The 18,699-nt window shown below is 65.8% G+C and carries 13 protein-coding genes and 3 pseudogenes; 7 read left to right on the top strand and 9 right to left on the bottom strand.

Annotated elements, in window-relative coordinates; genetic code table 11:
* A partial coding sequence (locus tag ACLIRY_RS23900) for a transposase (RefSeq protein WP_413207936.1) occupies positions 1-331 on the bottom strand: 331 nt, incomplete at its 3' end.
* Between the two features lie 563 nt (positions 332-894).
* On the opposite strand from ACLIRY_RS23900, the gene ACLIRY_RS23895 reads away from it, so the two are divergent.
* The 3 genes and pseudogenes from ACLIRY_RS23895 (at position 895) to ACLIRY_RS23885 (ending at position 3,312) form a co-directional block, all read left to right on the top strand.
* A complete protein-coding gene (locus tag ACLIRY_RS23895; RefSeq protein WP_413207935.1) occupies positions 895-1,443 on the top strand; it encodes a TrbI/VirB10 family protein in 549 nt (182 codons plus the stop codon).
* A gap of 11 nt (positions 1,444-1,454) precedes the next feature.
* On the top strand, positions 1,455-1,781 hold the full coding sequence (locus ACLIRY_RS23890) for a DUF2274 domain-containing protein (RefSeq protein ID WP_413207934.1): 327 nt from the start codon (positions 1,455-1,457) through the stop codon (positions 1,779-1,781).
* A gap of 74 nt (positions 1,782-1,855) precedes the next feature.
* A pseudogene (locus tag ACLIRY_RS23885) lies at positions 1,856-3,312 on the top strand (DUF6880 family protein).
* A 19-nt stretch (positions 3,313-3,331) separates the two neighbouring features.
* On the opposite strand, the gene ACLIRY_RS23880 reads toward ACLIRY_RS23885, so the two are convergent.
* From ACLIRY_RS23880 to ACLIRY_RS23870, 3 genes are all read right to left on the bottom strand, one after another.
* On the bottom strand, positions 3,332-4,027 hold the full coding sequence (locus ACLIRY_RS23880; RefSeq protein WP_413207933.1) for an RES family NAD+ phosphorylase: 696 nt from the start codon (positions 4,025-4,027) through the stop codon (positions 3,332-3,334).
* Positions 4,024-4,188: an MbcA/ParS/Xre antitoxin family protein gene (locus tag ACLIRY_RS23875; RefSeq protein WP_413207937.1), complete on the bottom strand. Its 165-nt coding sequence runs from the start codon at positions 4,186-4,188 to the stop codon at positions 4,024-4,026. Before ACLIRY_RS23875 ends, ACLIRY_RS23880 begins: the two co-directional genes overlap by 4 nt.
* Before the next feature lie 161 nt (positions 4,189-4,349).
* Positions 4,350-4,583, bottom strand: a complete 234-nt coding sequence (locus ACLIRY_RS23870) for a tyrosine-type recombinase/integrase (RefSeq protein WP_413207932.1) — start codon at positions 4,581-4,583, stop codon at positions 4,350-4,352.
* 781 nt (positions 4,584-5,364) lie between these two features.
* On the opposite strand from ACLIRY_RS23870, the pseudogene ACLIRY_RS23865 reads away from it, so the two are divergent.
* Positions 5,365-5,505 (top strand): annotated as a pseudogene (locus tag ACLIRY_RS23865) (TerB N-terminal domain-containing protein); the annotation flags it as partial.
* A gap of 58 nt (positions 5,506-5,563) precedes the next feature.
* A pseudogene (locus ACLIRY_RS23860) lies at positions 5,564-6,225 on the top strand (IS5 family transposase); the annotation flags it as partial.
* Between the two features lie 9 nt (positions 6,226-6,234).
* On the opposite strand, the gene ACLIRY_RS23855 reads toward ACLIRY_RS23860, so the two are convergent.
* Both ACLIRY_RS23855 and ACLIRY_RS23850 read right to left on the bottom strand, forming a co-directional pair.
* A complete protein-coding gene (locus tag ACLIRY_RS23855; RefSeq protein ID WP_413207931.1) occupies positions 6,235-8,235 on the bottom strand; it encodes an aminopeptidase P family protein in 2,001 nt (666 codons plus the stop codon).
* 57 nt (positions 8,236-8,292) lie between these two features.
* Positions 8,293-8,544 carry a phosphopantetheine-binding protein gene (locus tag ACLIRY_RS23850; RefSeq protein WP_413207930.1) on the bottom strand — a complete coding sequence of 84 codons (252 nt, stop codon included), beginning with the start codon at positions 8,542-8,544 and terminating at the stop codon, positions 8,293-8,295.
* 83 nt (positions 8,545-8,627) lie between these two features.
* On the opposite strand from ACLIRY_RS23850, the gene ACLIRY_RS23845 reads away from it, so the two are divergent.
* Positions 8,628-9,440: a class I SAM-dependent methyltransferase gene (locus tag ACLIRY_RS23845; RefSeq protein ID WP_413207929.1), complete on the top strand. Its 813-nt coding sequence runs from the start codon at positions 8,628-8,630 to the stop codon at positions 9,438-9,440.
* On the opposite strand, the gene ACLIRY_RS23840 is transcribed toward ACLIRY_RS23845, so the two are convergent.
* Both ACLIRY_RS23840 and ACLIRY_RS23835 read right to left on the bottom strand, forming a co-directional pair.
* On the bottom strand, positions 9,412-10,812 hold the full coding sequence (locus ACLIRY_RS23840) for an aminotransferase class III-fold pyridoxal phosphate-dependent enzyme (RefSeq protein WP_413207928.1): 1,401 nt from the start codon (positions 10,810-10,812) through the stop codon (positions 9,412-9,414). The two genes, ACLIRY_RS23845 and ACLIRY_RS23840, sit on opposite strands and share 29 nt — an antisense overlap.
* On the bottom strand, positions 10,809-15,398 hold the full coding sequence (locus ACLIRY_RS23835; RefSeq protein WP_413207927.1) for a non-ribosomal peptide synthetase: 4,590 nt from the start codon (positions 15,396-15,398) through the stop codon (positions 10,809-10,811). The genes ACLIRY_RS23840 and ACLIRY_RS23835 overlap by 4 nt, the downstream gene beginning before the upstream one ends.
* A 154-nt stretch (positions 15,399-15,552) precedes the next feature.
* On the opposite strand from ACLIRY_RS23835, the gene ACLIRY_RS23830 reads away from it, so the two are divergent.
* Positions 15,553-17,268, top strand: a complete 1,716-nt coding sequence (locus ACLIRY_RS23830; RefSeq protein ID WP_413207926.1) for a thiamine pyrophosphate-binding protein — start codon at positions 15,553-15,555, stop codon at positions 17,266-17,268.
* On the opposite strand, the gene ACLIRY_RS23825 is transcribed toward ACLIRY_RS23830, so the two are convergent.
* The gene (locus ACLIRY_RS23825; RefSeq protein WP_413207925.1) at positions 17,231-18,613 is read right to left on the bottom strand and encodes a GMC oxidoreductase; all 1,383 of its coding nucleotides are present in this window, start codon (positions 18,611-18,613) and stop codon (positions 17,231-17,233) included. The genes ACLIRY_RS23830 and ACLIRY_RS23825 overlap by 38 nt on opposite strands.
* Positions 18,614-18,699 lie beyond the last annotated feature (86 nt).

Raw genomic sequence — 18,699 nt, 5'->3', positions numbered from 1 at the left:
TGATCTTGTCATCGATCCCGTCGATCCGCGTCTGTCCCTTTTTCACCAACTCCGGTTCGAAGCTGCCGTCCCGGTCTCGGGGGACCGCCAGGGACATCTCGCCGCCCTCGCCCTTGACCCGCTTGCGTGAAGTGCCATTGCGGCGATTATCCTGGCCCTCCGGCGGCTTTTCCCCCGCTTCGTAGCCAAGATGCGCCGTCAATTCCCCCCCGAGCATGCGCTCCATCAAACGGACCTTCAGGTCCTTCAGGAGCCCCGCCTCGCCTAAGAGGTCTTCCGGACGCTCGCAGCCCTTCAATAGTTCGTCAATAAGATGATCGGATATCGTCATTCCTGCCTTCCTTCTCATTCAGGAAAGCATGGCACCATAATCCTGTACACAGAAGGCCGGACACTCTCCTTGCGAAAACCGCGCCGGCCAATTTTTCTGACATATGATTCATGAGATGGTAAATCTGTTCTAGTGGTAACGTAATCTACTTTTTCGAGAATACACTTTTCAGCAACCGGAACGAAGGCTCGGATAGTCTCGACCTCAGCGTCATCCTCTGCAGCAGCTTCGTTGAGTTCAAGGTAAACTTTGCACAGGCTCAGCAGCTTCTCGATGTTTTCGTTGAGCCTTGCTTTTGCAAATTTTGCGCAAACTGCTGCGAATTTAGGCGCCCCTTCTTCCGCATCGAGCAGAGGGCGCTTCAGCCAGCGAAGGTCGGGGCGGGGCAGGGTGGTTCACCGGACCTATCGGCCTTCCCCGCATCGGAGGGCACCCAACTGACCCTTGATCCCGAGCGCGATCAGAACAACCAGCAACGCAAGCTCGACTTCCTGAACCAGCGGGACGGGGGCGGCATCACCAATCCCCATCCCCTCCGGACCCCGGCCTCCCCCTATCAGGTGATGGCGGGGAGCATCATCGCAGCCAGCCTGATCACCGGCATCAATTCCGACCTGCCTGGAATGGCGGTTGCCCAGGTGACCGAGAATGTCCACGACACGGTGACCGGCCGGACCCTGCTGATCCCCCAGGGGTCCCGGCTGATCGGCACTTATGACAGCGTCGAGGCCTTCGGCCAGTCTCGGGCCTTGCTGGTCTGGCGGCGGATCGTCATGCCCGACGGCTCTCCCATCGAGATCGACAACCTCCCCGCCACCGATACGGCGGGCTACGCCGCGCTGGAGGACGAGGTCGATTACCACACTTGGCGGCTGGTGAAGGGTATCGCCTTGGCCACCCTGCTGGGCGTGGGTTCCGAGCTGACCTTCGGCGAGGGCGAAAGTGACCTGATCCGTGCGATCCGGGAAACCACCCAGTCCAAAGTCAACCGCGCGGGACAGCGGATCACCGAGAAGAATCTGAACATCCAACCCACCATCACCATCCGCCCCGGCTGGCCGCTGCGCGTCATCGTCCAGCGGGATTTGGTGCTGCGCCCCTACCAGGGATGAGGAGAAAGACCATGACCAAGCTAAAACTGGGAAAACTCCCCGACCGTACCCCGGTGAAGATCACCATCTCCGTCAACGCTGACCTGGGACAGGCCCTGCGCGACTATGCCGCCTTGTACAAGGCCACCTACGGGGAAGCGGAGACCGTCGCCGACCTGATCCCCTTCATGCTTGACGCGTTCCTCGAAAGCGACCGCGCGTTCGCCAAGGCGCGAAAGGAGGATCTACCCGACTTCGATGAGGGGGAGCAGCTCAGGCGAAGGAAAAGAAAACCGAGGATCGATGAAACCCAACCGTCTACCGGACCGCCCACTTTCAACGGGGAGGATCGGACATGAGCGTTATCTGTCAATCGTGGAGAGTGAATGCCTTTCGAAGGTAGACATATGGCACGAAGTGGCCAGGATATGGAATGGCCTTCCAGGCTTTCGCTTCTCATTGTCCCAGGGAAAGGGGATCGCTCATCCATGGCCCGGAAACCGACGCTGACATTGGAGGCACTGCCGCCCTTGGCACCGAGAAATTGACGGAGATCATGCTTGACGAGGCTCAAGCCAATCCCGCCTTTCGCAAGCGGGTTAACGCGGCGCTTGCCGGGACCAAGGGCGCCGGGGCTGTCGTCAAACTCATTGATCGGCGTCTTTCCGCCTGGCGCGGGCGAAGGCCATGGTGCCCTGGGAAAGGGAACGGACCCTGGCGGAGGATCTGGATGTCACGGTGGATACGACCATCAAGGAGTTGGCGCCCCTTGAGCCCGGGCTCGCCGTCGACCGTCTGCTGCGGTTTCTGGATACCCACGGGGGGGTGTTCGAACGGATCGACGATTCCAGCGGTCGGATCCAGGCCGTCTATTGGCGGGCGGCGGAAATGGTCCCCAATTTGGCCGCGACCCTCTCGTCCAACGATCTCGAAAAGCTCCCCGAGCGTTTGACTGCCAGCCTCGTTCAAGACACCCATGGACTGATTCCCAGCGTCGCCATCGCCCTCGTGCCCCTTTTGCCCGAGACGGTGCTTCCGGCCTGGGATCAAAGGTTATCGGAGGTGGCCGCCGATGTGTTCCAGGTGGTGGATTTGCGGCAGGCCATCGCCGACGCGCGCGGGGACCTTGATGGGTATCTCGTCTTGGAGGAGACGCGGACCGGATGGCGGAGGAATCCCCTGGCGGCGGCGGAACGGCTGCTCGCCGCCGGTCGCCTCGACGAGGCCCTGGACTGGGTTCGGCGGGAGCGGCGGGGCGGGATTGCCCATGCCAGTCACTCCGATCTGGCCGACGGACGGATTCGACATCCCCATGACCTGGACCGAGTCCGTTTGGAAGCGCGCATCCTGGAAGCCAGGAAGGATCCCACTGCGGCTCAATCCCTGCGCTGGGAGGCGTTCGAGAGTACGCTCGAAGCGGCTATCCTCCGCGATTACATCGAAAAGCTGGGGGACTTCGAGGAATTCGACGCATTGGACAGGGCCTTCGCCGTGGTCGCGGCCAGCCCCCAGATCCACACGGCCCTGGCGTTCTTCCTGGCTTGGCCCCGGCTGGATCTGGCGGAACGTCTTGTGCTTGACCGGCGGGAGAACTGGGACGAGCGGCACTATGGTTTTCTCGCCGAAGCCGCGGATATCCTGTCCGAGGATGCCCCTCTGGCCGCCACTGTTCTCTATCGCGCCCTGCTTGATCGCATTCTCTCGGACGGTCGCTCCCCGGCCTATGGCCATGGGGCCCGCTACCTCTCAATCCTGATGGATTTGGCCTCCCGCCTTTCCGCCGACGCTGGTGTCGAGGACCATGGCTCCTACGTCGCGGGGATCAAGAAAGACCATGGCCGCAAGGCTGGATTCTGGGCCAGGGTGAAGGAGGTGGGGATCACTCCGTGAGAGAGAGAGTCCCGCTTCGTCATTCCCGAGGCGGGGCGTCGAACGCCCGTTTCTCGTAGACCATGGAAACCCGCTCGCCATCCCACACATAGCAGAGGTGCTTCTCCTGGCGGCAGTTGGTGAGGAGGCGGGGACGGAAAACGGCGACGCATTCCCCACCCGAGTGACGCGCACTGTCGTAAACGATGCCGTCCGCGTCGACCTTTCTCAAGGAGACGGCGAGGTGCTGACTGGCCAGGTAGCTGTCGGGATCAAGGAGTGCAGGGTGGCTGTCCCGAAGGCCCCGGAGATCATGGAGGGCTGCGGAGAGGTCGGCCAGATACACCCGCATGTCCAGTTCCTGGTGGCCTTCGCGGGTGGCGCGGAGAAAGCATTCCCGGTGGTACCTGGTTTCGGCGACGGCCGTCTCCAGATTCCGCGCCGCGTAATGGACGCCAAAGCTTCCGTCGCTGAACCGGCTGCCTTCCGGATTGAGGTGTGTGAAGGCGGCCATGATCGGTGTGGTTCCAGGTCCGCTGACGCGATCCTCCGGGGGGACAAGGGTCAGGTTTCCGGCTTCCTCGCGGAGCCGGGGGTTGGTCATGGCTTCCAGCGCGAAGATGGCTTCGAGATCCTCGGGGGCGGCGACGCGGTCGAACAGACCGATGGGGGGAAAGCGGCTGGGAATGATGCGCCAGCAAGGCGCCCAGTCCACTTGGGAAAGGGGAAACGTCACGCCCATCCGCCCCGTTGCGCGTCCAGGTATTGTCGAACAACGAAGAGATCGGAGACCTGCCCGGACAGCATGCGCTCGATGGCGGGGCGGCCCCCGAACAGGGGAGCGTCGTTGGGACGTTTGATCCAGGTGTCCGAAGCCCTGTCATCGGGCAGAAGAATTTGGAGTGCCTTGTATATTCCAAGGATATAGGAAATGCGTTCCAGCGTGTCCCGCGGCAGGGTCGTGTTGCCTTCCTTTTTCCACTTGAAGAAGGTTGAGCGGGCGGCGACTATAATTAGTCCAGAAATGGATCGTCCTCAAGGCCTCCGCCTGGCTTTCCTCAAGGGCGCATGATGGCATCGGCGATGAAGTCCGAGATTTTTCTGGCGGCGGCTTTCACGGGATCATTCGCCAAATGGGCATACCGGGCCGTGGTTTGGATCCGCGTGTGGCCCAAGAGTTTGCCGATCATCGGCAGTCCCTCGCCCAGCGCGAGGACGCCGCTGGCGTAGGAGTGGCGTAAGTCGTGGATCCGAACATCGGAGAGGCCGGCCTGCTCCCGAATGCGCCGCAACGGATGTTGGAGCTCGGTCAGGCGCCCTCCGTCCTTTCTGCCCGTGTTGACCCAGGGATTGCCGTCAATCCTTTCGATTGACCTTGCCCCGAAAAAGTGGACACGGGTTATAAGGCACGGAGCTCGTCTTGCTCCGGGGTTATATAGCCGATGACGGAATGCACGCGCCGACGATTGATAAGGTGCCGGTTCGTCCCCCTAAAAATTGTATTTTGACATTCTCTTGTCCTGAAATAGTATGGCTGGACGATCTCGAATCTCCAAGGGAAACGGTCCGGATCAATCGTCATGCGATTTATTATAAAAGTCCTGAGAATAATCTTCTTCTATTCTATATTTTTCTTCATTTGCATGCTCTTTGTCGTGACCGCATTCAAGGAATGGCCTGACGGCGCGCAAATCGCCTTCGCCATCCTGACTCCCATCGCCCTCACTTGGTGGGTGGAACGCCGTATCGGACGGAAGGGAAGGCAATCACGGACCGATCCCGGGAAGGAGGTCTCCGTCCCAGTGGAGCCCGTACCCGCGCCACCCGCTCCAGTGGCGGTTCCGTCCCCCACCAGCCAACCCCGCCCGTCCGGCACGCCGCCCAGCCCCTACCGCCCCAACCAAGATAACAAGACCCTTGCCGAGGCCGCCCGGGCCCTTCGCGCCAGACAGGAAACGGAACGCCAGACCGCGCCCCAAGCAAAAACCCGTGCGACACACCAACCCACCCAGACGGACCGGCTGGATCCCCCAAGGCGAAACAATCACCGTCGCGGGGCGGGAGATCCGTGGCATGGTCTATGTGGGAACGCCGCCGTCGACGCGGGGATATGGGGAGAGGTGCCGCGCCTATATCGACCCGACCCTGCCGGTCATGCCACATGGCGTGAACAAGACGGGCGAGGGCATGCCCTATTGGCCGGGGTATTCCTCCATTCCACCGGCCTGCCGCGCCACCTATCTGGATTGGTTGGCGGATGGGGCGCGGGATCCGGTTGTTCGTCGAGGCGGTTCTCTATCGCCACCGAGCGGGCATTCCGTGGCGCGATCTGCCGGAGCGGTTTGGCGATTTCCGCGTCATTCACACGCGCCATATGCGGTGGAGCCGCAAGGGTGTTTGGGAACGTGTTTTCAAGGTGTTATCGGAAGATTCCGACAACGAATACGCGATGATCGACAGTACCATCGTGCGGGCCCATCAGCATTCCGCGGGGGCGAAAGGCTCGACAAAAAAACCGAATGCATCGGGCGCTCGAAAGGGGGATTGAGCACCAAAATCCACGCCCTTTGCGACGCTCTGGGCAACCCGTTGGGCTTTCATCTGACACCCGGACAAGCCTGCGACCTGGATGGCGCGGATATTCTGTTGGATGAGGTCGAGGCCGATTTTCTACTGGCCGATAAGGGCTACGATGCCGATACGCGGGTTCTTGAGCGGCTGGAGGCAGCGGGAATTACCCCGGTCATCCCACCGAAATCCAACCGCAAAGAGCCGCGAGACTACGACAAGGCGCTTTACAAGTCGCGCCATCTGATTGAAAACTTCTTCGAAAAGCTCAAACATTATAGAGCCATAGCCACCCGATACGACAAAAGCGCAACCGCTTTCCTCGGCGCGATATACCTCGCCGCATCGGTGATATGGCTCAATTGATGACGCCGCCTAGGCTGATCGGGATAAGGGAAGGGTGGCGTCGTGTAGCCAGGTCAGGTCCGGCCCATCGAGGTAGGGAGTGAGGAGGCGCAGGACAAAGGCGTGATAGTCGTCCAGCCATGCCAGGTGCTCCGGTGACAGGTCCTGGACATTGATCAGCTCCCGCTGGAAGGGCGCGGCGGAGATCGTTTCCAGTTCAAGGAACATTTCTCCCGTCACGCCGGGTTGTCCTTCCCGCACGATCACCGTGTTTTCGTGGCGGACGCCAAACCGTTCCGCCAAATAGGCTCCCGGTTCATTCGACAGCACGTTGCCGGGCGACAGCGCCTTGCGCCCCTCCCGTGAAATCCGGATGTCGCCTTCATGGACCGAGAGGAAACTTCCGATGCCATGGCCCGTGCCGTGGTCGTATTCGATGCCCATCGACCAGAGTTTGGCCCGGGCGATCCCGTCCAGTTGGGATCCTGTCGCACCCTGGGGAAACCGGGCGGAGGCGAGGGCCGCGTGACAGGACAGGACACCGGTGATCACCGAGCGCTCGAAGTCGCCCACGGGACCGCGACCAAAGGTCCGGGTGATGTCCGTGGTGCCGGACAGGTATTGGCCGCCGCTGTCCAGGACGATGACGTCACCGGGGTTCACCGCCCGGTCCGATCCGGGGCGCGGATGGTAGTGGATGACCGCGCCATTCGGGCCGGATCCCACGATGGGTGGGAAGCTCAGCCCTCGGAAAGTGGGATCCTGGGCCCGGCAAGCGGTCACCTTCTCGGCGATCATGAGCTCGGTGAGTGGCGCGTCCAGCGGGTATTCGGAAAGCCAGCGCATGAAGCGGACCATCGCCGCGCCGTCACGGGCCATGGCTTCCCTGAATCCGTCAAGTTCCGCGTCGTTCTTGATCAGGCGCGCGACTTCGGTGGGATCCACCACGTGGACGACCCGCGCCCCGGCTCCGACGAGGTGGTCCTCCACCCATTTGGGTGTCCGTCCCAGGTCGATGGCGACGGTATCCTTTTTCCGTCCCAGTTCTTCCAGGACACCGCCGAAGGCGGACATGTCATGGAGGGAGGTCTTGTTGCCCAACGCCCGGGCGACGTCCGCCGTCAACTTGCCCTGCTCGATGAACAGGTCGGCGTGGCCGTCGTCATGGATGATCGCGTAGGACTCCACCACTGGGGTGAAGGCCGTGTCCCCGGCCCGGATGTTGAAGGCCCAGGCGATGGATTCCAGTTGGGTCAGGACCATTTTCCCCGCGCTGGCCGTCTTCAGGTCCGCAGCCATGGCGGTCCGTTTGTCATCGGATGACATGCCGGCTCGTTCCATGGGGTGGGCGACCACGGCGGAGAAGGGGCGGGGTGGCCGGTCTCGCCACAGCCGGTCGATGGGATTTCCGTCAAGTGGAACAAGGGAAAGGGAGGTTCCGGTCAGTTCCTTCTGGATCGAAAGGATCTCCTGGGGGGTGTGCAGCCAGGTGTCATAGCCAACACGGGTGCCGTCGGGCAGGGAATCCTTCAGGAAGGTCCACGTGGAGGGGCGCTGGAAATGGCGGGATTCGATCAGGGCGGGATCGACTTCCTGGGCGGCCTGCAGGACATAGCGGCCATCCACGAAGAGCCAGGCCGCGGTTCGTTCGATCACCGCCGTGCCCGCCGATCCGGTGAACCCCGTGACCCATTCCAGGCGCTTGGCGTATTCGGGGAGGTCGCGGGTGCGATGCTCGCTGGCCTGGGGGATGAGGAAGGCGTCGATGCCCAGGGCGTCGAAGGAGTCCCGCAGGGCCTGGAGGCGCGTCGGGTTGTGCGGAGGGGTGGCGCGGGGCGCGGTTTCAAGCGCCGCGACCAGCGCCGCCCGGTCCCCGGCGGGCAGGCCCGGGAAATAGAGGTCCAGGGCATTCGGACGCCAATGGGCGCCCTCCACGACCGATATCCGGGCCAGGGCCGCAGGAATATCGTCCCTGATGTCCGCCACCGCGTGGGGCGCGAGCCTGTCGATAAGGGTTTGTTCGAAAGTCATGCGGTGGTCCTTCGTGGATGGGGAGGACGCGGTCCGGGGGCCGCGCGGTGAAAGGGGTCATTCGAGGTCCGACTGGAGTTCGACGCAAATATGCGACAGCTCGCCGATGGAACTCACCAGGATATCCTCGATACAGGGACGGATCCGCTGGTCGTCCTCCAATCGGTTGGCCAGCATCGCGGCCATCAGGGAATTCCCGCCCAGTTCAAGGAAAAGATCCTCGTCCGAAATCGGATCGCAATCGAGAAGCTCTCGGCAATACTCCCGGATCAGGGCGGAGAAGTCCTGGGACGTGAGGGGCTGTGTCATGGGCTTGTACCAGTTCCGACGTTTTGCGAAGGTGGGGAGAAGAAGAGGCGAAAACAAGGTCGCGAGACCTCTGGAGGCGGAGCATGACATCGGCCCGAATGCCGGTCCTGGACCTTGACCCCATCGAGGAAACAGCCCTGCTGCAGGTGGTTTGGCGCGCCGTTGAGACGGCCTCGCCGACTGCGGAACCGTGGGATCCCTTCGCCCAGGCGGTGGTGGCCCAGGCGGGGGGCGCGGCGTTGATCGCCCGGTTCACCACGGGGCCGGATCTCTACCGGCGTTTGCATGTCGCCGCCGTGCGCGTCGCCGACGGGCGATTGCGGGCCTGGGGGGCGGAAGGGGAGGATCGCCGGCAGGTCGTCCTGTTGGCCAGCGGTCTGGATGGGCGGATGGCCCGGGAGGTGTTTTCCCAGGGAACATCCGTCTTCGCCGTCGACCGGCCCCGGATCCTCGACCTCTATCGGCGCCTGTCCCCCCCAGGCATGGCCTGTCCTGTCCCGGTGCCGGGCAATCTGGTGCGGCCCGCGGAGGTCCTCGCCGCGTTGCGCGCCGCGGGATGGCGCGCCGATCGGCCCACGGCCTTCGTCGCCGAGGGCGTGATGGAATTCCTGGGAGGGGCCGCCATGGCGCGGCTCCTGGGGGAATGCGCGGGGGCCGCGGCGCCGGGAAGCCTGCTTCTCGTCCAGTCCCTGGATCCGGCCCTGGTGGACCGCGCCCGGGCCATCGGTGATACGGCCTTCCCCTGGCGGCGTCTGCCTGACCCCCTTTCCGCCTTCGCCCACCTGCCAGTGGAGGATGTCCAAACCCTGTCGGTGACGCCCCAACCGGGTGTCGGGGAGATCGAGGCGGACCGGGAACCGGAACCCCTTACCCACGTCCTTGCTCTTCCGTTGTAGGCCGCGCCTGGGGGTGGGATTGGGACTGGTGAGCCCGGTCCGCGACCTGGCCGAGCCGGGCGATCTTGGCGCCGTCGACTTTCAGGGCGGCGCGCAGGGCCTCGGCGAACCAATCCAGGTCGGCGGGCGTCGCCGCCGCGGTGGTATAGGCCCGGGCGATGGGACAGAGCAGGACCCCCTGGGCCTGAAGGGCGGTGGCCAGCCGCTTGTCGGCGAGACGGGCGGCCAAGGTGTCGTAACGGGCGATGGAGGGCGGACCTTCCCCGGCGTGCAGGACGACCGCCGTGCCGAACCGGTTGACATGCAGGGGAACGGACCGCTCCCGGGCGATTTCGTCGACGGTCCGTGCCAGGGCCTCGGCGGCGTCCTCGGCCCGGTGCCAGGCGGCGTGGTCCTCCCGGGACAGGAGCTCCAGGGTGGCGCGGATAGCCTCGAGGCCCAGGGGATATCCATTGTAGGTGCCGCCATGGGCGACCTCGCCCCGGGCGAACCGGTCCATGATGTCGGCCCGGCCCGCCAGGACGGAGATGGGAAAACCGTTGGCTATGGCCTTGCCCGTGACGAACAGGTCGGGCGCGATCCCCAACAGGCCCTGACCGCCGCCGGGACCAAGGCGGACCCCGGTAATGACCTCGTCCAGGATCAGGATGATTCCCAAGTCGCGGCATCGGTCGGCGATGGGGCCGATGGCCTCGGGGGGGGCGCTCACGCCGCCGCCGTTGACGCAGACGGGCTCCATCACCAAGGCGGCGAGGGCTTCCCCTTCCCGATCCAGCAAATCGAGAACCGCTCCGGGGTCGTCCAGGGTGGCCATGCGGCATTCTCGGTCCAGGATTCCCGCTGCCCGCCCCTCCGTGCCGAACGGATCGGCCGCGGTGAGCAGGGGCGCGCCCGGCGGGGAGGCCGCGGCCCCGCCCAGCAGCAGGTCCGAGGACCCGTGGTAGTGGCCAGCGAAGCGGAGCACCGTCTGCCGTCCCGTATGGGCGCGGGCCAGGCGCACGGCGTTGGTCAGGGTCTCCGTCCCGCTGAGGGAGAAGCGGACCCGTTCGGCATGGGGAAACCAGGTCTGGATGGCTTCGATGGTGGCGATGTCCCCTACGCCGTTGACAACATGGGCTGCGGTGCCCAGGCACCGGATGATGGCTTCTTTGAAGGCTTCGCATTGGTGGCCGAGGATCAGTCCTCCGGAGGCGGCCCACAGGTCCAGGTACTGGTTGCCGTCCAGATCCGTGACCCGGGTCCCCCTGGCCGAGACGAGACGGGGTCCGGACAGGTCCCGACCACCCCGGAAATTGGAATGGACGGCCCCGGGCAACAGGGTGGAAAGGGCGTCCGCGTAGTGCTTGCTCTTGTCCGTGGGGCGATGGCTCATCGGCTTTCCCCTGTGTGGAAGGAGGGAGAAGGATCGGTCGGACCCGGTGCCAGGATCCGCCGGGTTTCCCGTTCGAAGGTCTCGGCCAGGGAAGGACGTCCGATGGCGGGATGGACGGCGAACCGCAGGGTCAGGGCCGTGCCGGTCAACTGGGCCAGGATGGCTATCGGCTGGTTGAAGTGGAAGGCCTGGGGATCCCAGCCGTCGCTTTCATCGAGAGGGCGGAGGGATGTCGGCATGGGACCGTTCCCCAGGTCCCCGTCTTGCCCGTCCCCGTCCCCATCCTCCACATCGCCGTGATCGAACAGGCTGAGGAACAGGTCCGGCAACTGGGTCATCCGGGAGCGCTCCGGCGCGGCCGTTTCCACCGCCTTCAGCAGATCGAGGATGGGGACCACCGCGTGGTCCTGGGCGAACAGCATCTCCCGTTGGATGGCCCGGGCCGTGGCGCGGACCGATGGCCCCCGGGCGACATCGATATAGGCGTGGTTGATGAAGGGGCCGATGGTGTCGAACAGGCTGGGGGCGACGCGCGTGGAACTGGAGATGCAGAGCCGCAGTGCCTCCACGCCCAGAACGGTCATGACGCATTCCGTCAGTAGTGCGTAAATGGCCGCTGTCCCCGTCACGCCCAAGGTCCGAGCGTGCCATCCGGTGCCGCCGGGGCCCAGGTCGCCGGGACCTAGGTCGAAGGTCATGGAGGTGACCGTCATGCACTGGAGGGTCTGACAAGCCTCCAACCGGCGCGCCGACCAGGGGGAAGGGCCTTTCGGGGCGAGATGGGCCGCCGCCCGGGCGGCCAGTTTCGCGAGGAGCCCGGAGCGTTTTATCTCCCTTTCCCAGAGGGCATAGTCACCGAAGGTAGGGCGCTGAAATTCGGTGGGGGCGTGGATGTACCCCCGTCCATGGGCCCGCGCCAGATCCCGGCGCAGGATGGAAATGGACCGTCCGTCGTGGGCCGCGTGGTCGATCAGCAGAAGCAGAACGGAGGGGGCGTCGTTCCCTTCGGCGAACAGAACGGCGCGCAGGGGGGGAGAGGAGCGCAGGTCATTCCAGGTCGCCAGCATAATATGGCAAGTGCCGCGCATGAAGGCCTCCCGGTCCGCCCTTGGCACGGAAGACAGGTCGATGACCTGGAGGGGCGCGCGGGGGCCTGGGACCGAGACGGTTTCTCCGTCGGGGCCGGTCTCGAAATGGGAAGCAAGGATGGGATGGGCGTCCACCAGCAGATCCAGGGCCCGTTCCAGGCGGTCCCGGTCCATCGGAGGGGCGATGGCGAAGACCAGGGGCAAGACGGGAAGGGCCTTTCCCGACCGTCGTTGATTGGACTCCAGCAGGCGCCGTTGGGAATCGCTGGCCGGTGGCCAGGCGGCGCCTTTGGGGACAAAGGGGGGGAGCGTGATCGGATCGGCGTCGCCGCCGACCAGGTCGCGCAACCGCTCCGCCAGGGCGCCGAAGGTTCCGCATTCGAACAGCACCCGGGGGGAGACGCGGGTTCCCACCGCCTCGGACAGGGCCGCGCACAGACCGATTGCGTTCAGGGAATGTCCCCCGATGGCGAAATAGGCCATTGTCGCCGTCAGGTCGGTCCGTCCCAGGGCCTGGCTCGCCAGATCCAGGACAAGATCCAGATAGGAGCCGCCCATCCGCCGCGCGGTGTCGGACGCTGGAGCGGATTGGGCGCGGATCAACGCTGTCAGGGCGTCGAGGTCGGTCTTGCCATGGTCCGAGCGGGGCAGGTGGTCGATGGTCATGAAGCGCGAGGGGACCATGTGCGGCGGCAACCGGTCGGTCAGGGAGTGGCGCAACGCGGACATAAGGCCCGGACCGTCGGCGCCCGGCGACGGAACGATCACGGCGGCCAGTTCCAGTACCCCGGCCTCTGATCCGGACCGGGACAGGGGCAGGACGGCACATTGGGTGACCTCGCCATGGGCCCGGATGGCGTCCTCGACTTCCGCCGGTTCGATCCGGTATCCACCCAGTTTCATCTGCCGGTCCCGGCGACCGTGGAACAGCAGCATGCCGTGTCGGTCGCGGACGGCCAGATCGCCACTGGCATAGCATCGCCCGGCGGGATCGAGGGGGTCTGGCCTGAACCCGCTTTCCCCGTCCCTCCGCGTCGATAGGTATCCCCGCTCCACGCAGGGACCGCCGATCAGGATTTCCCCCGGGACGCCGGGCGGTCGCGGGCGTCCCCGGTGGTCGACGAGGAGGAGGCGGGATCCGGCCAGGGCGGCGCCGATGGGCACCGCCCGTCCAAAGGGCGTGGACCCGGCCCGCCAGCCGGTGACGGAGACACCGGCTTCCGTTGGTCCATAGATGGCGACCAGGGACAGCCCGGGATAGCGCTGGGCGCAGTGGGAAAAATCGGCGGGGGAATTGATGTCGCCCCCCACCAGGGCAAGACGGACCCGGTCGAAGACGGCGTCGAACCGTGTCAGCAACTCATGGAAGACCCGGGGCACCATGGATATGACGGTCACGCCGGTTGTCTGGATGAACCGGGCGAGAGCGGCATCGCTGGTCTCCTCCGGACCGACAATGACGAGCCCCTGACCGGCGAGCAGGCCGGTCCAGAATTCCAGGATCGACAGGTCGAAGGTCGGCGGAGCGAGGGCAAGCACCCGGTCCCGGTCCGTCACGCACCATTGGCCGGTGTCGTTCAGCACCTGGCGCAGGATGGCGCCCTCGGAACAGGAGACTCCCTTCGGCCGACCGGTGGATCCGGAAGTGAACAGGACATAGGCCTCCTCCTCCGGATCGAAGGGCGCGGGGGGAAAGGGCTCTCCTCCTCCGGATACGGGCTGGCCGGAAGGTTCCGCTGGCTGTCCGAACGAGTCGATGTGGAGGGTCGGTCCGTCGAAAACTCCGTCCGTGACCCCGTCCGGGGAGGGCTCCCCGTCCACCAGGGCGCGGGGCGCCGTCGTCGCCAGGATGTCCCCTTGCCGGGCGGGAGGGACATCGGGATCCAGGGGGACGAAAGCGGCACCGAGCATGCGAACGGCCAGATGCCCCACCGCAACGGCGGGGGAGCGGCGCAGGCGCAGGGCAACCCGATGACCGGGGCCGACCCCAAGGGCGCGGAGCCGGTGGCCCAGGGCGGTAGCCCGCGCTTCCAGTGTCGCGAAGTCCATCGCTTTTCCGCGATGGAACAGGGCCGTGACCCGGGGGGTCCGCCGGGACCGGGCCAGGATGCCCGCCACGAAACCGGCGCCTATCGAGGGCGCCTCTGGTCCCCGGATCCAGGACCGCGGGTCGTCGGCCGGAGCGGATCCCCCATCCGGGGTGTCGGGGGCGACAGGCAGGGCGCCGATGGGAGTTTCCGGCGCGTCCAGGGCTGCGGTTAGAAGTCGCCGAAAGGCCTCCAGAAGCCAGTCGGCGTCCGGGCGGCCCATCAGGGTCTTCCGGAAAATCATCAGGAACCGCCAGTTACCCCCCTCCTCGTAGGCAAATAGGTCGACCGCGCCCACCGCGCCGCGGATCAGGTGATCGCCGTGGCGGATCGTCAGGTCGCCCACCGTGAACGTGCGCCGGCCACCGGGATGGACCGCGAAGGTCGACAGCCGCGCGGGATCCTCGGCGCCCGGGTCCCGCGGCGCCCTGGGGGCCGCGAAGTGGGTGGGAGATCGTCGGATCTCGGTCATAACTCGCCCGATGGCCGCCAGGTGTTCCTCGAACGACTGGTCCTCGTCGATGGGAAGGCGGGGGGTGACCGTCAGCAGGCATGGACCGAAAATCCCTTCCTGGTCCCGGGAATTCCGCATGGAGACGGCCCAGGAGACGGGAATGGGCCCCCCGTCGCCAAGCCGCGCGAGGACCGCGGTCCAAGCCGCGAGCAGGATGGTGTTTGGCGTGCGCCGCCGACGGGCGGAGAAGGCGCGCAGGTGCTGTCCGAAAGTTCCCTCCACGGTGATTTCGGTCCAATCGGCCGCTTGTGGATCCGCCTTCGGATCGGCGTCAAGGCCGGGCCAATGGAGAGGCGGGACATCCACGCCACCCCCAGGCGACGGGGGGGCGTCGGTGACGGCGGTGTCCTTGTCACCCGTGGAGGCCCGGGCCTCCACATGGCGGTCGAAGGAGAGGGGCGGCGGCAGGATCTCGGCGCCTTGGGACAGGATGGTCGCGATCTCCTCGGCCAGTAGCGCCATGGACCAGCCGTCGGCGATGACGTGATGGACGACGAGGATCAGGACGACGGGCCCTTCCGGAAAGCGGAGTTCCCGGACCCGCCAGACGGGCGGTCGGTCAGTGGCCATGTCCAGGGAATGGAGCCGGTCGGCTTCCCGCGCGATGATGTCCCCGACCCGCTCTCCCGCTCCGGTCGCTGGGACGAGAACGCCGTGATCGAGCGTGATCCGTTCATGGACACGGCGGTGGAAGCCGTCCTCTCCCCCATGGAACGTACTGCGCAACCCATCGTGGCGCCGGGTGAGAACCTCTAGCGCGGCCTGGAGGCGGAGGGAGGAGACCGGAGTGTCGATCTCGATGGTATGGACAATGCGATAACCGGGATTGGGGCCCCACAGGGATTCGCTGGCCAGTATTTGGATCTGCTCGTCGGAAATTAGAGCCTTGGTCGACATGGGGCGGGCCGCATCCAGCAAGCGTGGAGTGACCTGGAGCGCGATCCGGGCCGTGGAAGAGGTCTTGACCCGTGAAAGAGAACAGTGTCACCATCCTGAAAGTAGCTATATTAGGTTGAAATTATTGCAATTGCAATCTCTGAAGGAGTGGGTCATGCGGGTGGGGCGCTATCTGGCCGAGTTCCTGGTGCTCGTCGGCGTGCGGCGGGTCTATCAGTTGTCCGGAGGGATGATCGCTCCCCTTCTGGACGCCATCGGGGAACATTCCGATATCGAACTGGTGAACATGGCCCATGAGCAGGCCGCTGGGTTCGCCGCCGACGCGGAAGCCCGTTTGACGGGGATCCCAGGGGTGGCCATGGGGACGTCTGGGCCGGGGGCTCTGAACCTGGTAACCGCCATTGCCATGAGCCATTATGACAGTGTCCCGATGATCTACATTGGCGGGCAGGTGCAGACCTATCTCCGGGCCACGGACCGACCGACCCGTCAGATGGGGCTCCAGGAATGTCCCTTCGACCAGGTGGTCCGGCCCATCTGCAAGGCCGTCTTCACTCCCCAGCGGCCCGAGGATGTTCCGGATATGCTGCGCGAGGCCCATCGCCTCGCCCTGTCCGGGCGCCCCGGTCCGGTGGTGCTTGATCTGCCGTTCGACGTCCAGGTCGGGGCCCTGAAGGGGGAGGAGGAGGTCGTGCTCTCCCCCCCGGATCCGGCGCCGCCGGTCGACGCGGGGATGCTGGACCAATGCGTTGACGCGCTCCTGGCCGCTGAACGGCCCCTGATCCTGGCCGGAGGAGGAGTGAGGGGAGCGACCGCCCGCGCGGCCTGCGCCGCCTTTGTCGAGGCCTGGGGTCTTCCCGTCGCCACGACCATCGCGGCCCTGGATGTGATCGACCACGGGTCCCCGGCCTTCGTGGGCATGCCCGGGACCTACGGCATGCGCCGCGCCAATCTTTCGGTGACGGAAGCCGACACGGTATTGGTTCTGGGGTCCCGCGCCGATCATGGGGTCCTTGGCGGCGATCCCAAGGGATTCGGTCGCCGCCGCCGGATCATTCGGGTCGATATCGATGGGGGCGAACTTTCCGTCCGGGGAATCGGTGACCTGGGCATTCAAGCCGATGTCGCCGATTTCCTTTCCGCCTTGGACCGACGGCTGAAGGAGACGGTCTTCGCCGTCCCCGAGGCCTGGAAGGACACCCTGGGCCGGATCGCCGTGACCCATCCCGACACGGAGGAACGCCTCCCCGGGGAGGGGATCGACCCGAACCGCTTCATGGCCGCCCTGGGCGAGGCCTCGGCGCGGGCGGGCCTGGGCGCGGTCTGCCTGGATGCCGGACAGCATGCCTGGTTCACCGCCCAGTCCCTGCGTCTGAGGGGGGGCGCCCGTCTGATCTCCAGCACGGGCCTCTGGTCCATGGGGGTGGGGATTCCCGCCGGGATCGGCGTGGCTCTCGCCACCGGATCCCCGGTCCTAGTGGTGGCGGGGGACGCGGCGGTCCAATTGAATATCCAGGAGCTCGCCGTCATCCAACGCCTGAAGCTGCCCGTCAAGGTGGTCGTCGTGGACAACCGGGCCCAGGGCATGGTGCGGCAGTTCCAAGACGAGTTCATGGAGGGGCGCCACCATGGCACCGTCAATCCCGGCCCGGGTATCGACGTCACCGCAGTCTTCGCGGCCCATGGCATCCGGGGGAGCTCGGTCTCCCGACCCGATCGAGTCGAGGCCGCCCTGGCCGCCCTGTGGGCCGAGCCCGATGTCCCCGGTGTCCTGCGGGTGGTCATTCCGGAGGGGATCGACGTGTGGCCCAATGTCCCCTTTGGTCGGCAGATCAAGGATATGAGGCCGGACCGCTCCCCGGCGCCGTGAGGGGCCTGGAGGAGGGGTCCGCCAGCGCGGTGGCGGACCCCAGGGCCGCGCTGGCCACCGCGAACATGGGATTGGCGGCGTTCGGTCCGGGGAAACGGGCGGTGCCCAGGACCCAGAGGTTGTCGAAGCCGTGAACCCGTCCCTCCGGATCCGTCACGCCCGATCCTGGCGCGCCCGCGCGCAGGGTCCCAAAGGGGTGGGCGGCGGTTCCAAGGGGATACAGCCTGGGGCGCCACCCCGGCAGGGGGGGACCCAGGGTCTCGACTGTTTCCTTCAGGTGGGCGAGAAGCGCCTCCTCGGCGGTGGCTTCGGCGACGGGGCGTCTCAGGGAAACCCGCGCCTGGAACAGCCCCAGACCTTCCGGGTCCGCGCCGGAGGCATCCACGGTGTTGTCTTCCCAGGGATGTCCGGTCAGGTACCAGTAGAGGTGCAGGGTTGGGGCTTCGGCTGGTCCCGGTGGAACCAGGGCAAGGGCGTGGATGCCCTCCGGCGCGTCGGACAGGCGTGCCGCGCGGGGGATCCGGCCCGGTCGCCACAGGGCCGCGTGCAACTCCCGCGCCCGGTCCGTCTGGACGGCGACCCGCGCGATGGCGAGGGGGTGGTCGGCCAGATAGGCCCCTACGGGAAACCCCGCTTCCCGCCCGATGCCGGAGGCCTGCAGCAGGGCCGGGCCGCGGAGGGGATCGTTGGCCAGGATCACATGCTCCGCCGAAAGCGATACCTTTTGCCCGGTGCTCAGGTCAATCGCTTCGACCCCCAGGACGCGGGAGGAGCGGCACCGCAGACGGGTCGCCACATGGCTCCAGAGGCAGGAGATTCGGGGGCTGCCCTGGTCGGACAACAGGGACAGGGGATCGGTGACAGTCCCCCCGTCCAGGGCCGCGCCCGCCATGCCCGCCATCGCCAGGGGCTGGAAGCCGCCCACGGACGGTCCTCCGCCACCGCCCGCGCGCAGCAGGACCCCAGCCTGATCGTACCAGGGCTCGAGGGAGGTCCGGGCGAAGCTTCGGGCCTCCTCCGTCGGTGTGTCCAGATGGTGGAGAATGCCGGTCCACAGAACCGACGCGCCACCCCGCGTCAGGCCAACGCGGATTTGTCCGTGGCCGAGGTTGTCGGGTCCCTGGGGCAAAGCACTCAAGGCGGCGCCCACCCATTGCCCGTGGGCCTCCGTGCCGAACCGGAGGCGGGGATCCCGGGACAGGTGGCGGCCTGGTCCGTCGGATCGAGAGATACCGCTATCCAAAATAATCGTGTATAGTCCTTTTCCCGCTAAAATCGTGGCCACGAGGGTTCCGGAGAGCCCGCCCCCAATGACCAGGGCATCCGCCGCGAGAGGGTCCGTCATGGTGATGTGTGACCTCCGGTGGAGGAGTGAGAGGGGAGGGCGTGAGATGGGTGAACGGGAGGGAAACAGGTTTCCCACGATAGAAG

The organism is Rhodospirillum sp. A1_3_36, assembly GCF_047263945.1.
In the GTDB taxonomy this organism is placed as follows: domain Bacteria; phylum Pseudomonadota; class Alphaproteobacteria; order Rhodospirillales; family Rhodospirillaceae; genus Rhodospirillum.
The sequence above is the reverse complement of the archived record's forward strand: the minus strand, read 5'-3'. Positions and strand labels throughout refer to the sequence as shown.

What these genes read in the sequence shown, in the direction of transcription:
- ACLIRY_RS23855 (WP_413207931.1), bottom strand. Translation starts at nt 8,235, where the DNA reads ATGACTTTCGAACAAACCCTTATCGACAGGCTCGCGCCCCACGCGGTG.
- ACLIRY_RS23825 (WP_413207925.1), bottom strand. Translation starts at nt 18,613, where the DNA reads ATGACGGACCCTCTCGCGGCGGATGCCCTGGTCATTGGGGGCGGGCTC.
- ACLIRY_RS23835 (WP_413207927.1), bottom strand. Translation starts at nt 15,398, where the DNA reads ATGTCGACCAAGGCTCTAATTTCCGACGAGCAGATCCAAATACTGGCC.
- ACLIRY_RS23830 (WP_413207926.1), top strand. Translation starts at nt 15,553, where the DNA reads ATGCGGGTGGGGCGCTATCTGGCCGAGTTCCTGGTGCTCGTCGGCGTG.
- ACLIRY_RS23895 (WP_413207935.1), top strand. Translation starts at nt 895, where the DNA reads ATGGCGGGGAGCATCATCGCAGCCAGCCTGATCACCGGCATCAATTCC.
- ACLIRY_RS23850 (WP_413207930.1), bottom strand. Translation starts at nt 8,544, where the DNA reads ATGACACAGCCCCTCACGTCCCAGGACTTCTCCGCCCTGATCCGGGAG.
- ACLIRY_RS23890 (WP_413207934.1), top strand. Translation starts at nt 1,455, where the DNA reads ATGACCAAGCTAAAACTGGGAAAACTCCCCGACCGTACCCCGGTGAAG.
- ACLIRY_RS23840 (WP_413207928.1), bottom strand. Translation starts at nt 10,812, where the DNA reads ATGAGCCATCGCCCCACGGACAAGAGCAAGCACTACGCGGACGCCCTT.
- ACLIRY_RS23845 (WP_413207929.1), top strand. Translation starts at nt 8,628, where the DNA reads ATGACATCGGCCCGAATGCCGGTCCTGGACCTTGACCCCATCGAGGAA.